At 72.4% G+C, this 17,227-nt stretch carries 20 protein-coding genes; 7 read left to right on the top strand and 13 right to left on the bottom strand.

All coding sequences use genetic code 11. The annotated features are described in order from the left end of the window. Nucleotides 1-5: 5 nt before the first annotated feature. The gene (locus O7626_RS33870) at nt 6-770 is read right to left on the bottom strand and encodes a hypothetical protein (protein ID WP_278065056.1); all 765 of its coding nucleotides are present in this window, start codon (nt 768-770) and stop codon (nt 6-8) included. A 122-nt stretch (nt 771-892) separates the two neighbouring features. Here O7626_RS33870 and O7626_RS33865 point away from each other — a divergent pair, with 122 nt between their 5' ends. The 3 genes from O7626_RS33865 to O7626_RS33855 all read left to right on the top strand — a co-directional run bounded on the left by O7626_RS33865 (nt 893) and on the right by O7626_RS33855 (nt 2,563). After that, nucleotides 893-1,324, top strand: coding sequence for an OsmC family protein (locus tag O7626_RS33865; protein ID WP_203859424.1), 432 nt, complete (start codon nt 893-895; stop codon nt 1,322-1,324). Between the two features lie 85 nt (nt 1,325-1,409). Further along, nucleotides 1,410-1,751: a metallopeptidase family protein gene (locus tag O7626_RS33860; protein WP_278066441.1), complete on the top strand. Its 342-nt coding sequence runs from the start codon at nt 1,410-1,412 to the stop codon at nt 1,749-1,751. An 80-nt stretch (nt 1,752-1,831) separates the two neighbouring features. Then, entirely contained in the window at nt 1,832-2,563 is a 732-nt protein-coding gene (locus tag O7626_RS33855; protein ID WP_278065055.1) for an AIM24 family protein, read from the top strand. A gap of 100 nt (nt 2,564-2,663) precedes the next feature. Here O7626_RS33855 and O7626_RS33850 read toward each other — a convergent pair whose 3' ends face one another. The 6 genes from O7626_RS33850 to O7626_RS33825 form a co-directional block, all read right to left on the bottom strand. Further along, nucleotides 2,664-4,055 (bottom strand): carbohydrate-binding domain-containing protein, encoded by a 1,392-nt coding sequence (locus tag O7626_RS33850; protein ID WP_278065054.1) that lies wholly within the window; start codon nt 4,053-4,055, stop codon nt 2,664-2,666. Nucleotides 4,056-4,285: 230 nt separating this feature from the next. Further along, nucleotides 4,286-5,242 (bottom strand): prephenate dehydratase, encoded by a 957-nt coding sequence (gene pheA / locus O7626_RS33845; RefSeq protein ID WP_278065053.1) that lies wholly within the window; start codon nt 5,240-5,242, stop codon nt 4,286-4,288. A 9-nt stretch (nt 5,243-5,251) separates the two neighbouring features. Beyond that, nucleotides 5,252-5,896: a hypothetical protein gene (locus O7626_RS33840; protein WP_278065052.1), complete on the bottom strand. Its 645-nt coding sequence runs from the start codon at nt 5,894-5,896 to the stop codon at nt 5,252-5,254. 320 nt (nt 5,897-6,216) lie between these two features. Next, nucleotides 6,217-6,606: an ACT domain-containing protein gene (locus tag O7626_RS33835; RefSeq protein WP_278065051.1), complete on the bottom strand. Its 390-nt coding sequence runs from the start codon at nt 6,604-6,606 to the stop codon at nt 6,217-6,219. A 279-nt stretch (nt 6,607-6,885) separates the two neighbouring features. Then, complete coding sequence (locus O7626_RS33830) at nt 6,886-7,440, bottom strand: PAS domain-containing protein (protein ID WP_278065050.1); 555 nt, start codon at nt 7,438-7,440, stop codon at nt 6,886-6,888. Nucleotides 7,441-7,596: 156 nt separating this feature from the next. Further along, nucleotides 7,597-8,334, bottom strand: a complete 738-nt coding sequence (locus tag O7626_RS33825) for a hypothetical protein (protein WP_278065049.1) — start codon at nt 8,332-8,334, stop codon at nt 7,597-7,599. 164 nt (nt 8,335-8,498) lie between these two features. Between O7626_RS33825 and O7626_RS33820 the strand changes: the two genes are divergently transcribed. From O7626_RS33820 to O7626_RS33810, 3 genes are all read left to right on the top strand, one after another. After that, entirely contained in the window at nt 8,499-9,791 is a 1,293-nt protein-coding gene (locus tag O7626_RS33820; RefSeq protein ID WP_278065048.1) for an arginine deiminase, read from the top strand. Between the two features lie 908 nt (nt 9,792-10,699). Beyond that, nucleotides 10,700-11,326, top strand: coding sequence for a DUF5753 domain-containing protein (locus O7626_RS33815; protein WP_278065047.1), 627 nt, complete (start codon nt 10,700-10,702; stop codon nt 11,324-11,326). Beyond that, nucleotides 11,319-11,528 carry a DUF397 domain-containing protein gene (locus O7626_RS33810; RefSeq protein ID WP_278065046.1) on the top strand — a complete coding sequence of 70 codons (210 nt, stop codon included), beginning with the start codon at nt 11,319-11,321 and terminating at the stop codon, nt 11,526-11,528. The genes O7626_RS33815 and O7626_RS33810 overlap by 8 nt, the downstream gene beginning before the upstream one ends. Nucleotides 11,529-11,703: 175 nt before the next feature. On the opposite strand, the gene O7626_RS33805 is transcribed toward O7626_RS33810, so the two are convergent. Next, on the bottom strand, nt 11,704-12,171 hold the full coding sequence (locus tag O7626_RS33805; protein ID WP_278065045.1) for a MarR family transcriptional regulator: 468 nt from the start codon (nt 12,169-12,171) through the stop codon (nt 11,704-11,706). Nucleotides 12,172-12,330: 159 nt separating this feature from the next. Between O7626_RS33805 and O7626_RS33800 the strand changes: the two genes are divergently transcribed. Beyond that, nucleotides 12,331-12,978, top strand: a complete 648-nt coding sequence (locus tag O7626_RS33800) for a class I SAM-dependent methyltransferase (RefSeq protein WP_278065044.1) — start codon at nt 12,331-12,333, stop codon at nt 12,976-12,978. Nucleotides 12,979-12,994: 16 nt separating this feature from the next. Here O7626_RS33800 and O7626_RS33795 read toward each other — a convergent pair whose 3' ends face one another. The 5 genes from O7626_RS33795 to O7626_RS33775 all read right to left on the bottom strand — a co-directional run bounded on the left by O7626_RS33795 (nt 12,995) and on the right by O7626_RS33775 (nt 17,224). Next, nucleotides 12,995-13,735 carry a Clp protease N-terminal domain-containing protein gene (locus O7626_RS33795; protein ID WP_278065043.1) on the bottom strand — a complete coding sequence of 247 codons (741 nt, stop codon included), beginning with the start codon at nt 13,733-13,735 and terminating at the stop codon, nt 12,995-12,997. Continuing rightward, nucleotides 13,735-13,950 carry a helix-turn-helix domain-containing protein gene (locus O7626_RS33790; protein WP_278065042.1) on the bottom strand — a complete coding sequence of 72 codons (216 nt, stop codon included), beginning with the start codon at nt 13,948-13,950 and terminating at the stop codon, nt 13,735-13,737. The genes O7626_RS33795 and O7626_RS33790 overlap by 1 nt, the downstream gene beginning before the upstream one ends. Nucleotides 13,951-14,163: 213 nt before the next feature. Further along, nucleotides 14,164-15,063, bottom strand: coding sequence for a DUF5926 family protein (locus O7626_RS33785; RefSeq protein ID WP_278066440.1), 900 nt, complete (start codon nt 15,061-15,063; stop codon nt 14,164-14,166). Nucleotides 15,064-15,213: 150 nt separating this feature from the next. Beyond that, nucleotides 15,214-15,678 (bottom strand): ATP-binding protein, encoded by a 465-nt coding sequence (locus O7626_RS33780; RefSeq protein ID WP_278065041.1) that lies wholly within the window; start codon nt 15,676-15,678, stop codon nt 15,214-15,216. A gap of 85 nt (nt 15,679-15,763) precedes the next feature. Beyond that, a complete protein-coding gene (locus O7626_RS33775) occupies nt 15,764-17,224 on the bottom strand; it encodes a PAS domain-containing sensor histidine kinase (protein ID WP_278065040.1) in 1,461 nt (486 codons plus the stop codon). Nucleotides 17,225-17,227: the final 3 nt, after the last annotated feature.

Here is a 17,227-nt window from a genome sequence, read left to right as displayed (position 1 = left end):
GTTCCTCAGCGGGCGAACGGCTTGGTCGGGGTCACCGTCAGGTCGGGCGGCGGCGGGCGGCCGTCGTCATCGTCGGGCACCTCCGGGGCACCGGCCTGCCGGGGGCGCCGCCACGGCCAGTCGGACTCGTCGGGGGTGGCCGCCGCGGCCGGGCTACCGGGCTCGGCGGCCGGTGCCGGCGGGGCGGCGGTACGCCGGACGAAGCGGCCGGCGAGCAGCAGGGCCAGCCCGAGCCCGCCGACGGCGACGTACGCCAGCACGAGCCCCTGGCCGTACTCGATGACCATCCCGTCGAGTTGGCCGTACATCTGCCAGCGGTCGGCCAGGGTGTCGAGTGAACCGGTGGCGGCGACGAGTACCCCGAGTACCGCGCCTGCTCCGGCCAGCCCGGCGACCCGTGCGTTGTGCCGTACGCCGGGGGAGCCGAAGAGGACCAGGGCCAGGCAGCCGACCACCCCGAACACCCCGACCAGGTACGCCGTGCCGAACGCCGACATGTCCGCGACTCCGCTGCCCAGCGCGACCGCGTTCTCGGCGCCCTCGACCGTCATGCTGGTCACCGCCCAGTCGCCGATCAGCGAGGCGAAGGCGGCGGCGGCACCGGCGGCACCGATCACCGGCACCAGCCGGCTGTCCCGGCCGAGCCGGTGCAGGGCCAGTCCTGCCCGTCCGCGGGTACCCGGAGGGTCGCCCCAGGAGACGACGCTGGCGCCCTCCGGTCCGTCCTGGCGGGGGATGGAGACGTCGTCGGGCATGGCGGTCCCTTCCACGGCGGGCTCCTCGGTCGATGATGGCACAGCGGCCCGGTCCGGACCCGCGGCGCGACGCCGTCGCCCGGCCTCCCGGCCCCGTCTCGTCGCGTCGCCGGTCGGCATGAGCTAGCGTCGGCACCATGCCTATCCGCACCGCATCCGCCCGCTGGCAGGGCAATCTCACCGAAGGTTCCGGCACTATCCGCACCGGCAAGGGCGGGTTGCAGGGGAACTACTCGTTCAAGTCCCGCTTCGAGGAGGGCGAGGGCACCAACCCGGAGGAGCTGATCGGCGCCGCGCACGCCGGTTGTTTCTCGATGGCGTTCTCCAAGGCTCTCGCCGACGCCGGTTTCACGCCGACCTCGGTGGAGACCACCGCCCAGGTCCACCTCGACAAGACCGACGCGGGCATGACGGTGACCCGGATCGACCTCGACACCGTCGGCGACGTGCCGGGGATCGACGAGGCCGAGTTCAACAAGCTGGCCGAGGCCGCCAAGGCGGGGTGCCCGATCTCCCGGCTGCTCTCGCCCGGGGCCGAGATCTCGCTGAACGCCCGCCTCTCCGCCTGATCCCAGAAGGTGCGGACCGTCGCCTTTCCACCGGCGGCGGTCTGCTCCCGGCGCGTGCGGCACAATTGGGCGCGTGCCGGTCGAGATGAGCCGCGAGCGTTTCGAGGAACTGGTCGCCGAGGCCCTCGACGAGGTGCCCGAGGAACTGCTCAACCTGATGAGCAACGTCGTCATCCTGGTCGAGGACGACTCGCCGGAGGACGGCCCCGAGCTGCTCGGACTCTACGAGGGCCACGCGCTGACCAGCCGGGGCTGGGACTACGCCGGGGTGCTGCCCGACCGGATCCTCATCTACCGCCGGCCGATCCTGCGGATCTGTGACAACGAGGACGACGTCGTCGACGAGATCGCGATCACCGTCGTGCACGAGATCGCCCACCACTTCGGCATCGACGACGACCGGCTGCACGACCTCGGCTGGGGCTGAGCACCGCAGACCCCGGCCCCGCGACCTGCCTGGTTGCGCCGGTTACCTACCCTTGGTCCTCCACCCACAGGAGGAACGTGATGCGCAGCGCGCTGTTCTCGGCAGAGAACCTGGAGAAGGAGTCAGACCAGCCCGGCATGCGGCTGCAGAACTCCAAGATGCTCAAGATCGAACTCAACGGCGAGGCGATGGCCCGGGTCGGCTCCATGGTCGCGTACCAGGGGCAGGTGCAGTTCCAGGCGCTGGGCTCGGGCGGGCTCGGCAAGTTTCTCAAGCAGAAGCTGACCGGCGAGGGTGTCCCGCTGATGAAGATCAGCGGGCGGGGCGACGTCTTCCTCGCCGACTACGCGGCGGACGTGCACATCATCGACCTGGAGCCCGGCGACGCGCTGTCGATAAACGGCTCCAGTGTGCTCGCGTTCGACTCGACCCTCCAGTACGACATCAAGATGGTCGGCGGTGCCGGCATGATGTCGTCGTCCGGCCTGTTCAACTGCGTCTTCAGCGGCTACGGCCGGATCGCGATCACCACCAAGGGCACCCCGGTGGTGCTCAACGTCGACGCGCCGACGTACGTCGACCCGCAGGCGGCGGTCGCCTGGTCGGCGAGCCTCCAGACGGGCTACCACCGGGCCGAACAGCTCGGCCTCGGCACCCTGCTCGGCCGGCGTACCGGTGAGGCGTTCACGATGAGCTTCGCCGGCCAGGGCTTCGTGATCGTGCAGCCGTCCGAGGAACCGCCGATCCAGGGCATGGGCCGCCAGGAGCAGCAGAGCGGTGGCGGCGGCCTGCTCAACCAGCTGCTCGACTGACTGGCGCACGGCGGCGTCCGGCTGCCGGAGGCGCCCCGCCTGAGGGCGCGGCGCCTCCGGCCCGTGCCGGTGAGGTGTTGCTGGGCCGGTCGGCTGTTGCTCAGAACCGGCCGTACCGCCCGGCGATGACGCCGGTGAGCACCCGGGTCGCGCCGCTGATGCTGCCGCCGCTGTGGTAGCCGCCGACGCCGGTCCCGGTCACGCTGCCGCCGGTGTAGATGTCGTACTGCTGGCCGTTGGTGATCCGGTTCGACGAGAAGACCACCTCGCGGGTGCTGGCAGACGTCCGGTACGACGCCAGCACCGTGCTGCCGGAGACGACGTGCACGATGGTGTTGGCGGCGAGGTTGGCGCTGAACCGGGGCGCCACCCAGCCCTGGCCGGTGTTCGGCACCGCCCGGAACACGGCCATCGAGGTCAGGCCCGCGCCCAGCACCGTGCCGGCGGTGAAGGTGATCGGCCCGTCGGCGTCGATCGCGCCCTCGCCACCGCCCACCCGGCTGGAGCCCTTGGCCACCACGGTGCCACCGGCGAAGGTGAGCGAGCCGTTGGAGTCGAAGCCGTCGGTCCCGCCGGTGGCCACCACCGTGCCGCCGGTGACCCGGATGAAGGCGATCGCGGACGGCTGCATGTGGCCCAGGCCCTCCTCGGCGGCGTTCACCGCGTCGTCGGTCGCCACGGCGTTGATGGTGCCGCCGCTGATCGTGGTCCGGAGCCCTTCGAGTGCCTCGTAAGACCTGGTCACGTTGATGGTGCCGCCGGAGATGTTCAGGTCGTTCTCGCCCTTGATCGCGTCGTCGGCGACGGAGGCGGTGATGTTGCCGTTGGTGATGGTGAGTACGCCCTTGCCGGCCTCGGTCTCGTTGGACTTGATCCCGTCGCCGCCGCTGGAGGTCACGTTTATCGTGCCGCCGTTGATGGTGAGCGAGTCCTTGCCGCGGATGGCGTCGTCCACCGCGTTGACGGTGATCGTGCCGGACTGGATGACCAGGTCGTCCTTGCCGACGATGCCGTCGGCGTAGTTGGCCCGGACGTCCAGCGACCCGGTGCCGCCGATGGTCAGGTCGGCCGCGCTGAACAGCGCCGCGTCCGGTTCTTCGGTGTTGGTGTACGTCGTCGCGTCGGTGAGCCGGTTGCTGGTCCCGGCGGCCAGTGTCACGGTGACCGCGTCGGCGTCGGTGACGTAGAGCGGGGAGGAGCTGGAGTTGGTGATCGAGGCACCGCTGAGGATCAGTTCCACGGTTCCGGCGGCGGCGCTGGCCACGTTGACGTACCCGTTGTTCAGCGTGCCGCTGATCTGGTAGGAACCGGGGGCGTTGATGGTGACCGCGCTGCCGGAGACGGTGACGTTGTTGCCGGAGACGCTCGCGCTGCTCCCGTTGAGGGTGATGGTGGCGGTCGGTGCGGCGGTGGCCGCGACGGCGAGCGGGCCGGCCAGCAGGGCTGCGGCGAGCCCTCCGGCGAGGGCGGTTCGGCGTACCACGGTGGTCATCGACGGTCCTGTTCGTCGGGGAACGGGGGGCTGGACCGAGGCGCGGTGGGGTGCCTCGCACACCGGCGGCCAGGGATCGTGAACCGCGGGTGAACCAAGGGTGTCCATCGACGAGTGTAAATGAGTACGGCAGGTGTCGAAGCCCTCGCGCGCAGAAACTTCGGGCGGTCTGCTGCGCTTCCCCCGCGTACCCGGGCGAACCACCCGGGACGGTTCGCCCGGCGGGACCCCTAGGAGAGTTCGCCGGCCCGCAGCCGGGCCAGCCAGGCCGCCGCGTCGGCGTAGTCCACGTCGGAGAGCCCGGCCGGCGCCGGGACCGGCCGGTCGGCCACCGCCGTGCTGCCGCGATGCCTCGGGTACGACCCCAGGAAGCGCACCTCCGCGCAGATCCTGCGCAGCCCCTGGAGAGCCTCGCCGACCCGGTCGTCGGCGACGTGCCCGGCGCAGTCGAGGAAGAAGGCGTACCGGCCGAGCGCCTCGCCGGTGGGCCGGGACTCGATCCGGGTCAGGTTGACCCCGCGTACCGCCAGCTCCATCAGCACCGCGAGCAGCGCGCCGACCCGGTCGTGCGCGATGTAGACGGCGAGCGAGGTCAGGTCGTCACCGGTCCGGGGTGGCGGCGGTCCCGGCCTGCTCAGCAGCACGAACCTGGTCACCGCGTCGTCATGGTCGGCGATCTTGTCGGCGAGTACGGCCAGCCGATGCCGGCTGGCGCCGATCGGCGCGCAGATCGCGGCGTCCTGCTCGCCCTGCACCGCGGCGAGCGCGGCGGCGGCGTTGGAGAGCACGTCCACCACGACCGCGTCGGGCAGGTGCTCGCGCAGCCAGCGCCGGCACTGGGTGGACGCCTGCGGATGGGCCGCCACGGTGTGCACCTCGGCGAGGGTCCGGCCCGGCGGCCCGGCGAGCACGAACTCGACCGGCAGCACCACCTCGCGGGTGATCACCAGCGGTTCACCGTCGACCATCTCGTCGAGGGTCACCGCCACCGCGCCGCCGATGGAGTTTTCCAGCGGCACCAGCGCGGCGTCGGCGTCACCGGCGCGTACCGCGTCCAGCGCCTCCGGCACGCTGCGGGCCGGGGTACGGGTGCCGCGTTCGGCGGCCGGGATGGTGCGCAACGCCTGTTCGGCGAAGGTCCCCTCGGGCCCCAGGTAGACGAAGCGGGTCGGCGGAGTTCCGGGCATGCCGTCAGCCTACAAACCGCCGTACGCGGGCGGGGGCGCGTCACACACCGTGGTCCGCAACCCGGGCGGCGCCTCCGCGCGTACCGTGATGTTGCAGACGTCGGTGCCGGCGGTGACCAGTCGCAGGTTGCCGGCCCGGCCCCGGGTCACCGCCTGCAACGGCTCCCGGTCGGCCACCGTCACGACGCTGTACTGCCAGTCCTCCAGGCAGAGCGGCCCGGTCTGGAAGGTGACCCGGCCGGACCGGGGCAGGTTCGCGGTCCGGCGCAACAGTGCGGTGACCTGGTCCCGGGTGGGTCCGCCGGCCGGGCAGGCGGCCAGGGCGGTCGGCCTCGGCGTCGGTGTCGGGGACAGGCTCGGCGCGGCCGTCGGGCTGCCGGTCGGGCCGACCGTCGGGGTGGGGGTCGGCCGGGTCGGGGTGGCCTGCGGCTCCTTCAGCTCCGGCGGCACACCACAGGCCGCCAGAGCGAGACAGCCGCCCAGGGCCAGCCACCCGGGCAGGTGCCGGGCGGCACGGAACCGACCGGCGACCCGGCCCGGCGCCGAGTGCCCGACGGAACCGGACGACGGGGGCGCGACGGAACCAGACGACGGGGGCGCGGCGGGATCGGGCGCTGGGCGCGCGACGGGATCGGGCGACGGGAGACGGAGCACGGCGGGTCCTCGGGCATCGGTGGCTGCCGTGGGTGGTGTGGCGGGCGGATTGCCCCGCCAATGGTAGGGCGTAGCCATGATCGACCACTCCCCAGGTGCCGACCCGGTGTGCCGCCGTCGCCACAACTGTCGCTGTTGCCGCCACTGTCGCCACTGTCGCTGTCGCTGTCGCGGCCACGGCCGCCACTGTCGCTGTCGCGGCCACGGCCGCCACTGTCGCTGTCGCGGCCACGGCCGCCACTGTCGCTGTCGCGGCCACGGCCGCCACTGTCGCCGCGACGCAGGCTCGGACGATCCGTCAGCGCGTATCCGGCGCCCGCTCAGCTGGCGACTCGGTGCCCGTACTGCCGCAGCGCCGCGAGCGCCTCGACGAGCCGTACCGAGGGGACCAGCAGATAGTCGGTGTCGAACGTCGAGAACGCCACGATGTTGACCCGGGCGTCGGCCAGCGGGACGACCAGGGAGGCGAGGATCCCGGTCAGCGCCAGGTCGAGCGGGCCGGCCACCCGGAGGCACCGCCACGGGGTCTCGGCGGTGGCGTCGGCCGGAACCTGGTCGGCCCGGCAGATGATCGACATCTCGGTGCCGCTCCGGGTCACCGAGAGGACGCCGGAGTCCGTCGCAGGGGCCAGCAGGCCGGCCGGCACCGATGCGTCGGCGGGCAGCCGGCACACGGCGTACTCCTCCGGCAGCAGAGCGATGTCGAGCATGAGGAGACCTTACGGTGGGTGTGGCAAGGGCCCAATACCGCCGTACGGCGAAAGGCCTGATCGCGACGTGCGTCACCTCCCGGGAGGCGTCCGGCTGGCCGACCGGGCCAACGAGACCAGCCAATGGGTGACCGGGAAGTCGCCATGAGTACGCCTGTCGGCCTGGCACTGCCCCCAGCGTGCCCGCCTAGCGAACCCGTGCCCGGACTGCGGCTGCCTCAGGTGGCGGCTGTTTCAGACCTGGCTGTTTCAGACCTGGCTGCTCAGACTGCGGCTGCTTCAGACCTCGGCGAAGAAGGTGAGCGAGCCGGCGACCTCGCCGTCGGTGAGGATCGGGGTGGTGATCGCGTCCACGGTGGTGGCGTCCGTGCCGGGGCCCTCCGGGCAGCGCACCCGGAGCAGCCCCCGGGCGAGCCGGGCCGACTGGAGGGCGAGCAGCGGGGGGATCTTCTCGACGTCCTGCTCGGTCAGTTCACCCCGGGCGGCGGTGAAGTCGAGCAGCCGCAGTGCGCTGCCGAGCAGCGGCAGGCCGAGCGCGTCGAGTGGGGTGCCGAGACCGAGCAGTTGGCAGCAGGACGGCGAGACGGCGGCGATGGTGGTTTCCCGGTCGATCAGCAAACACGGCTCGGCGGCCGTGGAGACGGCCTCCGACCACCGGCTGAAACCGTCGACGTGGGCGCGACTGTCGGCGTGCCCGCGGTCGTTGACGTGAGCGCGGTCGTCGGCGTCGTCGAAGCCGGTGGACCCGTGTCCCGGCGAGGCGGTCGCCGGCGTCGGGAACGCCTCCGAGATCGAGAGTTCGACGTGGGCCACCGCGCCTCCTATTTGCCGCACCACCCCCACGCTAGCCGGTGGCTCCCCGGGGCCGCGACCCCCGCGGTGCACCGGCCGGCTGGGCCGTCCACCGTCCCCGCCGTCGGCACGGCCCGCCCGCACGCCCCCTCGGGCGGCGACGGGCACCGCCTGAGCGGGTGGCGTCGGCTGGTGACGCTACCGGCGACCGGCGTGCTTGTCAGCCGCCGTTCGGCCCTCCTCGTACCACCGGTAGTCCGCCGCCGAGCGGTACGGGGCGTTCAACCAGGTGGCGGGGGACTGGGCGACCCGGGAGAGCTTTTCCGCGGTGGCGGCACTGATCCGGTTGCCACCCGCGACGAGCAGCCGGTCCAGCTCCCGGTGGGTCGCCACCAGGCACTCGTTCGGCAGCCCGTAGACGCTGATCACGCCGGAGCCGACGAAGGTCAGCACCGGGGTGACCGGAATCGGCAGCCCGACGGCGTTGCTGAGCGCCTTGGCGGCCCGCTTCGCGTCCCGGCGCGCCTCCGTGACGTACGCCGGGCGCCGGCCGTTGATCTGCACGACGTCCCCGGCGATCAGGACCCGGGACCGACCGTGGTCGGCCACGGTGACCGCGAAGAGGCCGCTGGGGCCGATCGCGAGGAAGCCGGCCCGCTCGTCCCGGGACCGGTAGTCCAGCTCGAGCATGCTGGCCTCGGTCAGCTCGGTACGCGGCCAGTCGACCACGTGCCACGACGGGCCGAGATGGTCGAGTCGGCTCAACGCCCGGGCACCGGCCGCCTCGATCCGGCGGGCATCCCGTTCGGCGCGGCGCCGACGGGCCCAGTCCATCGGTGTCGGCCGGACGGCCTCCAGCGTGGGAAGTGGGTTGACCGGTGCGGGGGGCAGTGCCCGCGCGGGCGGAACCGCTGAGCGTGCAGAGAAGACAGTCATCGTGACCTCCGGCAAAAGGTCCCTCGAAGTTATCTCCTCACTACGGTACGTGGCCAGTACTAGGGGGCGGCAAGTTGAACCGACGGAGTGAGTGTGGATGAATGCCCTATTCATCCGAAGCCTGTTTTCCCGGATGGTGCCAACTGCTGCCCTACGCTGCGAAGATGAGCCATTTCGTGGACAGCGAGGTCGGCCGTCTCGGCACCGTACTGCTGCATCGTCCCGGACCTGAACTCGCCCGACTCACGCCCCGGAACAACGACTCGTTGCTCTTCGACGCGATCCCCTGGGTCGGTCGGGCCCAGGAGGAGCACGACGCGTTCGCCGCCGCGCTGACCGGGCGCGGCGTCGAGGTGCTCTACATCGGAACGCTACTCGCCGAGACTCTCGCCGTGACGGACGCGCGGTCCGAGATGACCGAGCGGGTACTCGCCGACTCCCGACTCGGCGACACCCTGCGGCGGCGGGTCGCCGAACACCTGTCGTACCTCGATCCGGCCGCGCTGGCCGGGGTGCTGATCGCCGGCCTCGCCCACGAGGAACTGCGGCTCGGCGGCCGCGGCGGCGGCCTGGTCTACCGGCTGATGGACCGGCTCGACTTCGTGATCGACCCGCTGCCGAACCTGCTCTTCACCCGGGACTCCTCCACCTGGATCGGCGACCACGCGGCGGTGACCAGCCTGGCCATGCCGGCCCGGGGCCGGGAGACCAGCCTGACCGACGCGATCTACCGCCACCACCCCCGGTTCGCCGGCACCTCCTTCGTGTACGGCCCCTGTCTGGAGCACCTGGAGGGCGGAGACGTACTGCTGCTCGCCCCCGGGGTGCTTGCCGTCGGGGTCGGCGAGCGGACCACCCCGGCCGGAGCCGAGCGACTCGCCCGCCGGGTCTTCGAGGCGAAACTGGCGCACACCATCCTGGTGGTGCCGATCGCCCAGGAGCGGGCCACCATGCACCTGGACACCGTCTGCACGATGGTCGACGTCGACGCCGTACTGATGTATCCGAACATCGCGGACACGCTCTCGGCGTACACGGTGGTGGCCGGCGCGGACGGCGAGATCCAGCTCGACGGGCCGGCACCCTTCCTGCGGGCGGCGGCCGACGCGATGGACCTCGACACGCTCCGGGTGATCGACACCGGCCTGGACCCGGTGACGGCGGAACGCGAGCAGTGGGACGACGGCAACAACACCCTGGCGCTGGCCCCCCGACTCTGCGTCGCGTACGAGCGCAACGTGGAGACCAACGCCCAGCTCGAACGGGCCGGCATCGAGGTGATCCGGATCGCCGGCTCCGAACTCGGCTCGGGCCGGGGCGGCCCGCGCTGCATGTCCTGCCCCCTGGTCCGCGACCCGCTACATCCCGCGACGACGCCCGACCCCGACTCTCGCCCCGGCCCCGGCCCCGGCCCCGGCCCCGGCCCCGTCCCCGGCCCAGCGCCCGCCCCGCGCTAGGAGTCGCGGCAGGATCGTGCTCGATCCGGGAAAGAGTGGCCTCCGCCAGGCGTGAGGCCACTCTTTCACCGAATTAGCACGATCTTGCCCCGGCCACCCGGGGCGACAGCAGCGGAGGGAGGGCAGGGTCAGCGGCGGCGGGGCACCCAGTGCAGGAGTTGGCTGACGATCAGCGCGGGGTGGGTGTCCGGAAGCTGTTGCAGGGCGCGGGCGAGATGGGCACCGAGGTACACCAGCAGCCCGACCCGGTCGCCCGCGAAGCCGACGAGCAGGGCCAGCCGAGCCTGCGGACACGGCCAGGGATGCTCACACTCCTGGCAGGCGTAACTCTCCGACGGGGTGTGTCCGGCGACCTGCCGCTCCTGTTCGCGCCTGCGGCGACGGGCGGCGAACCGCTCCCCAGCGTGCCGGCGGCCCGATCACCGGTCACACCCGGGCACCGCGCCCGGCGCGGTGCTCCTGGCCGGAAGTGCGGGCACCCGGCCGGTCGTTGGCCAGGTGTGCGCGGGTCGGCGCGTCCCGGTCGGGTCGACGGTTGACCGCCCGCACCCGGGGCGGTGGAGCTGGAACGACTCCACCCGTGCCGGCCCGCCCGGCTCGGGTCGGCTCGCTTCCGGCGGGTTCGGGCCGGGTCGGCTCGCTTCCGGCGGGTTCCGTCCGGGGTGGCGTGACCGGCGACCGGTGGCGTGCCGGCACCAGTGCGGGCGTGTCCGGGCAGCGCCACCGGTGACCGCATCGGCAGTACCGCCAGAGGCGCCACCACGCGCGGCGGTGGTGGGGCTCGGCCTTGCTGCGTACCTGTCTCATCTGGCTGCCTCCCGTCGGCGGGATGGGAACGGGGCGGTACCGCTCCCTGATCGCCGCGATCGAGCAGGGTCGGCATTCCCCGCCCCGAGAAAGCCGCCTCGTTGGACCAGTTCTTCGACAGCGAGAGCGAGATCCAGGAAGCCGCCGTACTGGCCCGGAAGGATGCCCGACCACCGTGGCTGCGCCCGTGGACCGAGAACGAGGAGCGCGCCACCCTGCTCCGCTGGTGGGAGCCGATGCTCGTGCCGGGCCTGCTCCAGACCGAGGAGTACGCCCGTGCCGTGTTGCGGGGCGGATGGTTGTCGGACGAGGTGGTCGACCGTGCGATCCAGGTCCGGCGGGACCGGCAGAAAGCTACCCTCGACCGCCCCAAGCCGCCGACCCTGTCGGCGATCGTCAGTGAGTTCGCGCTGACCTTCGGGCCGCCCGAGCTGCGCCGGGAGCAGTTGGAACACCTGCTGGAACTCAGCCAGCGGCCGAAGATCCAGATCCTCGTGGTTCCTCGTTCGGCTGACCTGCATGCCGGCCGTCAGGGCGCATTCGTGCTGGCGACGCTTCCCGCCGGTCGACGAGCCGGCTATGTGGACGACCAGCTTCAGGGTCGGGTGATCACGGACGGGGGAGATCTGGACCAGTTGGAAGTATCGTGGGAGATTGTCAGCGGGCTGGCCCTACCGGTGCAGCCGTCCAGGGACCTTCTCCGGAGAGCGGTTGACGACCATGAGTGACCTGGTGCCCCGGTGGCGCAAGAGCACCCGCAGCGGCTCCAACCAGGGTGCGTGTGTCGAGATGGCTGACAATCTGGTCGGGCGGGTGCTGGTCCGGGACAGCAAGGACCGCGCCGGGTGCACGCTGACCTTCGGGCCGGCGGATTGGCAGGCGTTCGTCGAGCTGGCGAAGCGGGTCGGCTCGGTCGGCCAGTCGTCCTGAGAGGACAGACCGGATCCCGGCGTGGTCGTCACGCCGGGTCCGGCTCGTCTCCCCAGAAGGTGCCCGAGAGGCCCACACGCGGAGCCCGCCCGCACTGCGCAAACGAGTGGTAGACGCCGAGCAGCGCGTGCCGGCCCGCCTCGGGCTCGGCTCCGCAGCCGCCGGCGGCGAACCGTCAGATCTCCGGGCCGCCGGTGTTCCGAATCATCTGCCGGAGCACCTTCAGGGTCGTGACGTAGTCGGCGTCGTCGACGCCCTGGTGGATGCGGTCGCGGATTGCCGGGGCATGCTTCCCGAGGTCGACGCGCGCCTGCTCGCCCGCCTCGGTGATCCAGAGCCGTCCCTCGCCGTCCCGGGTGAGCCAGCCCCGCTCGACCAGGACCGCCGCCTCCGCGTCGAGGTCGTCCTCGGGCCTGAGATAACTGCTCATCGCCTGCCGAAGCTCGGCGACGGCCATGCCGTGGCCGTCGGGCGAGATGTCGTGCTTCGACAGGTTGCGCAGCAGCCAGAACTGCGGCTGGGTGAAGCCGGCCTCGGCCTGCCGGGCGCGGATGAAGGCGACCAGGGACTCGTAGGCCACCTTGGCCCAGTAGGCCGCGGGTTGAGCCGCGAGTTGGGTGTCGGAAAGGTGCTGCGCTGCCATCCGGGTTCGCTCCTGGGAGGTGTTGGTGGCGGAGGTGCCTGGCAAAGGTAGGACCTCGATCGTGGTTGAGGTCAACTGGCCGGGCGCTGCTGGTTCGTGGAGGCAGGTCGGTCCTTGGCCCGCCGCCCCCACGTCAGCGGCGTCGGTTACGGTCCCCGAATGATCGACCTGGACTCCCTCCCCGCCACCCGGGACGCCTACGACGCCGTCGCCACGCTGTACGCGGAGCAGTTCGCCGACAGCCTGCGCGACCGGCCAGTGGAGCGGGCACTGCTCGCCGCGTTCGCCGAGTTGGTGTGCGCCGGTGGTGACGGCGAGGTTGCCGACCTGGGCTGCGGGCCGGGATACGTCACGGCTCATCTGCGAGGGCTGGGGCTGTCTGCCTTCGGAGTCGATGCCTCGCCGAAGATGATCGAACTGGCCCGGAAAGCCAACCCGGACCTGCGGTTCGAGGTGGGATCGATGGCAGGGCTCGACATCGCGGACGGCGTGCTGGCCGGGGTGCTCTCGCGGTACTCGATCATCCACACCCTGCCGAAGGATCTTCCGGCCGTGGTCGCGGAGTTCGCCCGGGTGCTGGCTCCCGGCGGCCAGCTGCTGATCAGTTGCTTTGCCACCGACGACCCCGCGATCGCGACACAGTCCTTCGACCACACGGTGATCACGGCCTACCGCTGGTCGCCCGACCACCTGGTGGGGCTGCTGCGCGACGTCGGCGTCAGCGAGGTCGCCCGGGTGCTGTGCGAACCGAAGCCCACCGACAAGCGGCAGTTCCAGGAGTTGCAGTTGCTGGCCGCGAAGAGCTAGTGCCCGGATCGATTCCTCAGGGGCAGATGAGTGTGGCGACCGCACCGGCCGAGGTGACAGTACGCCCGGTGGTGTGCTGGTAGCGCCGGATCAGGTCGTGCCCGCGGGAGCGCTGGCCGATCCGGCGCTCGGCGCGGAGCAGTGGGTTGCGTGCCGGTGCCGGGAAGGCGGCGGCCAGCTCGGTGAGCAGGGTCGGGCGGTCCACGGCGGCGGCTTCGAGCGCCCACGCCACCCCCGGGTCGAGCGCGACGAGGGCGAGGGCGAGGTGTTCCGGTCGGTGTTCGCGGTCCCGGCGGGCGAGTGCGAGTCGGAGCGACGCTTCGTACGCCGCCTGGGCGTCGAGCCCGAAGGGAGGGTTGGCGCGGGCGCACCGGCGTCGTGCTCGGGCCGCGCCGAACGGCAGCAACGGCTCGGGTCGGGTCGTCCGGTCCAGTGTGGAGGGGCTCAGCCGGGACAGGAGCCCGGCCACGTCGACACCGAGCGGGGCCAGCAGGTCGCGGTCGGCGGCGGCTCCGGCGCCCAGTGGTGCGGCCCGGCGTACGGCGGTCCGGATGGCCTGCTCGGTGCCGCCGTACCGGCCGAGCAGGGCGCCGACGGTGTGAGCGGCTGCTGCGGTGTGACCGGGCGCTGCGTGACCGGGTGCGGTGAGGGCCAGGAGCAGGTGCTCGCTGCCGACTCGGGGGTGGTCGAGTTCGGCGGCGGCGGTCCGGGCGCGGGCAACCGTACGCCGGAGTTCGGGGTGATCACCTCGGAACATCAGACCTCCTGGTCACGGTATTTCCGGTGCACGGTCTGCTTGGTGACGCCCAGCCGGGCGGCGACGTCGGACCACGACCAGCCTGCCCGTCGGGCCGCCGCGACCTGCTCGGCCTCCACCTGCTCCACAAGTCGACGCAGCCGGGCAACCGCCCGCAACGCGACGTCGGGATCGCTTCCGTGCACCGCACGGTCGAGATCGGCGAACGAGGACATGTCGTCAGCATATGCTGACGACACCAACCCGTCAACAAATGCTGACGCCCCGGCCTACCCCCGAGAGAAGGTCAAGATTCTTGTTGAATGATGGCGCATGCCGAACCACAACTCGTCAAGAATCTTGACCTGCCGGCACCTGCCGGCACCTGCCGGCACCTGCCGGCACCTGCCGGCACCTGCCGGCACCTGCGGGGGGTGTGCCCGGGGGGGTTAGCGGAGGGTTAGTTGGCGGCCGAGTAGGCCCTGCTTGGCGCGGCGGGCGGCGGCGTCCAGCGGTGCCGGATCGGCAAGAGCGGCGGCGTACCGCTTCGCGCAGTCCGCGAGCGGAGCCTCCCACGACTCGGGCGCGGCCTCCCGGGGGACATCCCAGACGGGTACCAGCCGGCCGTGTGCCCGGAACATCCCGGCGAACTTGGTCTGCGGGCCGAGCAGCAGCTCACCGGCGGCGGAGAGCCGGGAGAGCGCGTCCAGAGCGGCGTCCTCGTCGTCCGGGAGCACCCAGCGGACGTGGCTCTTGTCGCTGACCTGGCACCAGTACGCGGCCGGCGCGGCGGCCAGCCGGGCCGTCGGATAGATGGAGGCGTTCGCCCGCTCCAGCGACGCCTTCACGTTGGGGTCCTCGCCCGCGCCCGGGTCGAGCCAGAACTCGAACCCGTCGTGCATGGTGACCTCCAGCGGCCCGTCGACGATCACGTCCGGCAGCCGGGGACCCTCACCGGGCAGCGCCGGCACCGAGACCGTACCGCCGGGCTCGGTGCGCAGCGCGCAGAGCAGCGCCTCGGCCAGGTCCCGGGAGACGTCGCCGGACTGCACGTGCCGCTGGAGGCCGATCATGATCCGGCCGTCCGGCTTGGTGATCGCGGGCGTGGCCATCGGCAGCACGGTGGCCAGGACGACCGGGCGGTCGCCGAACTCCTCGACCAGGTGCGGCGCCAGGGTCAGCGGGGCGGAGGCCGCCGGCACCAGTTCGCGGAGCGCGATCCACTCCACCTCGTCGGTGAGCCCCTCGAAGGGCCGGGGCACGAAGACGTCCCGTACCTTCTGCCGCTTCGCGGTCTGGTTCTCAGGGCTCGCGGAGCCGCTGGCACCGGTCGCGGCGGACCGGGAGATCTTTCGACGCTTGCCCACGGCGAGACAGCCTAGTACTCCGAAGCCATGATCTTTTGCCTGGTCCGTTGGACCTGTCCGACGGCCGAGTTCGCGTTCGTCCATGCACCCGGAGTGCGGGACCGGAACTACTCGTACGCGGCGGAAAGGTGGTCACCGGACGGTGAGGGTGTGCCGGGCCGGGTGCACCAGCCGGGCCCAGACGCTCTGGCCCAGCCCGTCCCGCTCGACGCCCCACTCGGTGGCGAGCGCGGCGACCAGGAAGAGCCCCCGGCCGTCCGCCGCCGCCGGTCCGACCTGTCGGACCCGGGGTGGGCCGGCGGCACCGCCGTCGGTCACCCGGATCTCGACGGTGTGTGCGGTCGGGCTGGTACGCAGCAGCCAGGTCAGCCGGATCATCCCGCCGGGCAGCGGCGGGGCGTGCCGTACGGCGTTGCCGAGGAGTTCGGCCGCCACCATCTCGACGTCGCCGAGCAGGGCCGCCGGGACCGTGCCGTCGAGTTCGGCGCCGAGCCGGTGCCGGGCGGTACGGGCACCCTGGGCGTGCTGCGGCACCAACAGGCACCACGACCGCTCGGTCGAGATGCTGGACGGCGGTTCAGGTTGGAAGGGGTTCACCCCAGGTGCCTCCTCGAGGGACCACCGGACTCCAGGTGCCGCCCCGACCGACCGCCGGGGTACGGCAGCGTCGGGCGACCTCGGTTCAGCCTCGGGGCAGCCGCACCTCTGCGACCGTACCGCCGCCGTCGCGTGGGCGGAGGGAAACCCAGCCATTCTGCCGCTCGACGATCCGGCGTACCAGGTAGAGCCCCAGGCCAGCGCCGGGATAGCGGCGCCGGTCACCGGACTCGCCCTGCCAGAACCGTTCGAATGCGCGCTCGACATGCTCCGGACGTACCCCGATTCCCCGGTCGCTCACCCGGAACGCCACGGTCCGCCGGTCGGCTTCGGCGCTCAGCAGCACCGGCGAGCCGTCCGGGGAGTACTTGCCGGCGTTTGTGGTGAGTTCGGTCAGCACGGTCGCCAGGCTGGCCCGGTCGCCGAGCGCCTTCGGCAGCTGCTCGGGCAGCCGGATGACCAGCCGGTGCCGGAGTTCGGCCGGGAGGTCGGCGGCGGCGGCCCGGAGCGCGTCGAGCAGGTCGAACGGGACCGGCGGGGAACCGCCGACCGGTCCGGCGTCGTTTGTGGTGGCGAGCAGCCGGTCCACCAGCCGGGCCAGTTCACCGGCCCGCTGGCCGATCACCCCGGCCGCCTGCCGGCGGTCCGAGTCGGAGAGCGACTCCCAGTGCGTGCCGAGCGTGTCGGCGTACCCCTTGATCACGGTGACCGGGGTACGCAGTTCGTGGCTGGTCACCGCGACGAAGAGGTCCCGGTCGTGGTCCCGGACGTGCTGGTCGCTGCTGTCCCGGAAGGTCACCACCCGGGCCGCCGCGGCGCCCGGCAGCTCGCCTGAGGTGATCTTGAGCCAGCGGCCGTCCGGCAGCCGGTGGTCGAGCACCTGCCCCGGCGGCGGCACCGGGAACGGCAGCGGCCGGTCCAGCAGTTCGGCCGCGCGCAGCCCGGTCACCTTCTCGGCGGCCGGGTTCCAGAGCTGCACGGTGCCGTCCCGGGTGACGACCGCCAGCCCGTCGGCCAGGGCCGCGACCACGGTGCCGTCGCCGTGCACCGGCAGGCCGGCCTGGTCGCCGTACATGTGTGCGGCGGTGGTGGCCAGGAAGCCGAGTACCGACTGGTGTTCCGGGTCGGCGGGGCGCTCCGCGTCCGGGTAGACCGCGTACAGGTTGCCGATGGTCAGTCCGCCGATCTCCACCCGGGCGGCCAGCAGGTGCCGCAGGCCGCGCCCGTCCAACTCCTCGGCCAGGTCCGGCGGGAGGACGTCGACGTCCATCGCGCGTACCCCGGGGCCGCAGAGCCGCTCGTCGGCCGGCCGGTCGAGGGCCGGGATCGGGCGCCCGACCGCCCAGTCCAGCTCCCCGTCGCCGCCGACCACCCGGCCGCCACTCGGGCCGAACTCGACGAACGCCACCCCGGGTGCCCCCAGCGCCCGCCCGGCGACCCGTAACAGCCGGTTGAGCACCGGCAGGCCCACCTCGCCCGCGTTCAGCATCACCAGCACCTCGGCGTGGCCGGCGACCAGGCAGGGGTAATCGGGGCGTTCCGGCATGCT

The organism is Micromonospora sp. WMMD1102, assembly GCF_029626265.1.
Taxonomy (GTDB): Bacteria; Actinomycetota; Actinomycetes; order Mycobacteriales; family Micromonosporaceae; genus Plantactinospora.
The sequence above is the reverse complement of the archived record's forward strand: the minus strand, read 5'-3'. Positions and strand labels throughout refer to the sequence as shown.

Excerpts from the sequence above, each read along its gene's own strand:
- O7626_RS33860 (WP_278066441.1), top strand. The coding sequence starts at position 1,410 with ATGAGCCGCGAGCGTTTCGAGGAACTGGTCGCCGAGGCCCTCGACGAG.
- O7626_RS33850 (WP_278065054.1), bottom strand. The coding sequence starts at position 4,055 with ATGACCACCGTGGTACGCCGAACCGCCCTCGCCGGAGGGCTCGCCGCA.
- O7626_RS33795 (WP_278065043.1), bottom strand. The coding sequence starts at position 13,735 with ATGTTCCGAGGTGATCACCCCGAACTCCGGCGTACGGTTGCCCGCGCC.
- O7626_RS33810 (WP_278065046.1), top strand. The coding sequence starts at position 11,319 with ATGAGTGACCTGGTGCCCCGGTGGCGCAAGAGCACCCGCAGCGGCTCC.
- O7626_RS33865 (WP_203859424.1), top strand. The coding sequence starts at position 893 with ATGCCTATCCGCACCGCATCCGCCCGCTGGCAGGGCAATCTCACCGAA.
- O7626_RS33800 (WP_278065044.1), top strand. The coding sequence starts at position 12,331 with ATGATCGACCTGGACTCCCTCCCCGCCACCCGGGACGCCTACGACGCC.
- O7626_RS33820 (WP_278065048.1), top strand. The coding sequence starts at position 8,499 with ATGAGCCATTTCGTGGACAGCGAGGTCGGCCGTCTCGGCACCGTACTG.
- O7626_RS33825 (WP_278065049.1), bottom strand. The coding sequence starts at position 8,334 with ATGACTGTCTTCTCTGCACGCTCAGCGGTTCCGCCCGCGCGGGCACTG.
- O7626_RS33835 (WP_278065051.1), bottom strand. The coding sequence starts at position 6,606 with ATGCTCGACATCGCTCTGCTGCCGGAGGAGTACGCCGTGTGCCGGCTG.
- O7626_RS33790 (WP_278065042.1), bottom strand. The coding sequence starts at position 13,950 with ATGTCCTCGTTCGCCGATCTCGACCGTGCGGTGCACGGAAGCGATCCC.
- O7626_RS33805 (WP_278065045.1), bottom strand. The coding sequence starts at position 12,171 with ATGGCAGCGCAGCACCTTTCCGACACCCAACTCGCGGCTCAACCCGCG.
- pheA (WP_278065053.1), bottom strand. The coding sequence starts at position 5,242 with ATGCCCGGAACTCCGCCGACCCGCTTCGTCTACCTGGGGCCCGAGGGG.
- O7626_RS33855 (WP_278065055.1), top strand. The coding sequence starts at position 1,832 with ATGCGCAGCGCGCTGTTCTCGGCAGAGAACCTGGAGAAGGAGTCAGAC.
- O7626_RS33775 (WP_278065040.1), bottom strand. The coding sequence starts at position 17,224 with ATGCCGGAACGCCCCGATTACCCCTGCCTGGTCGCCGGCCACGCCGAG.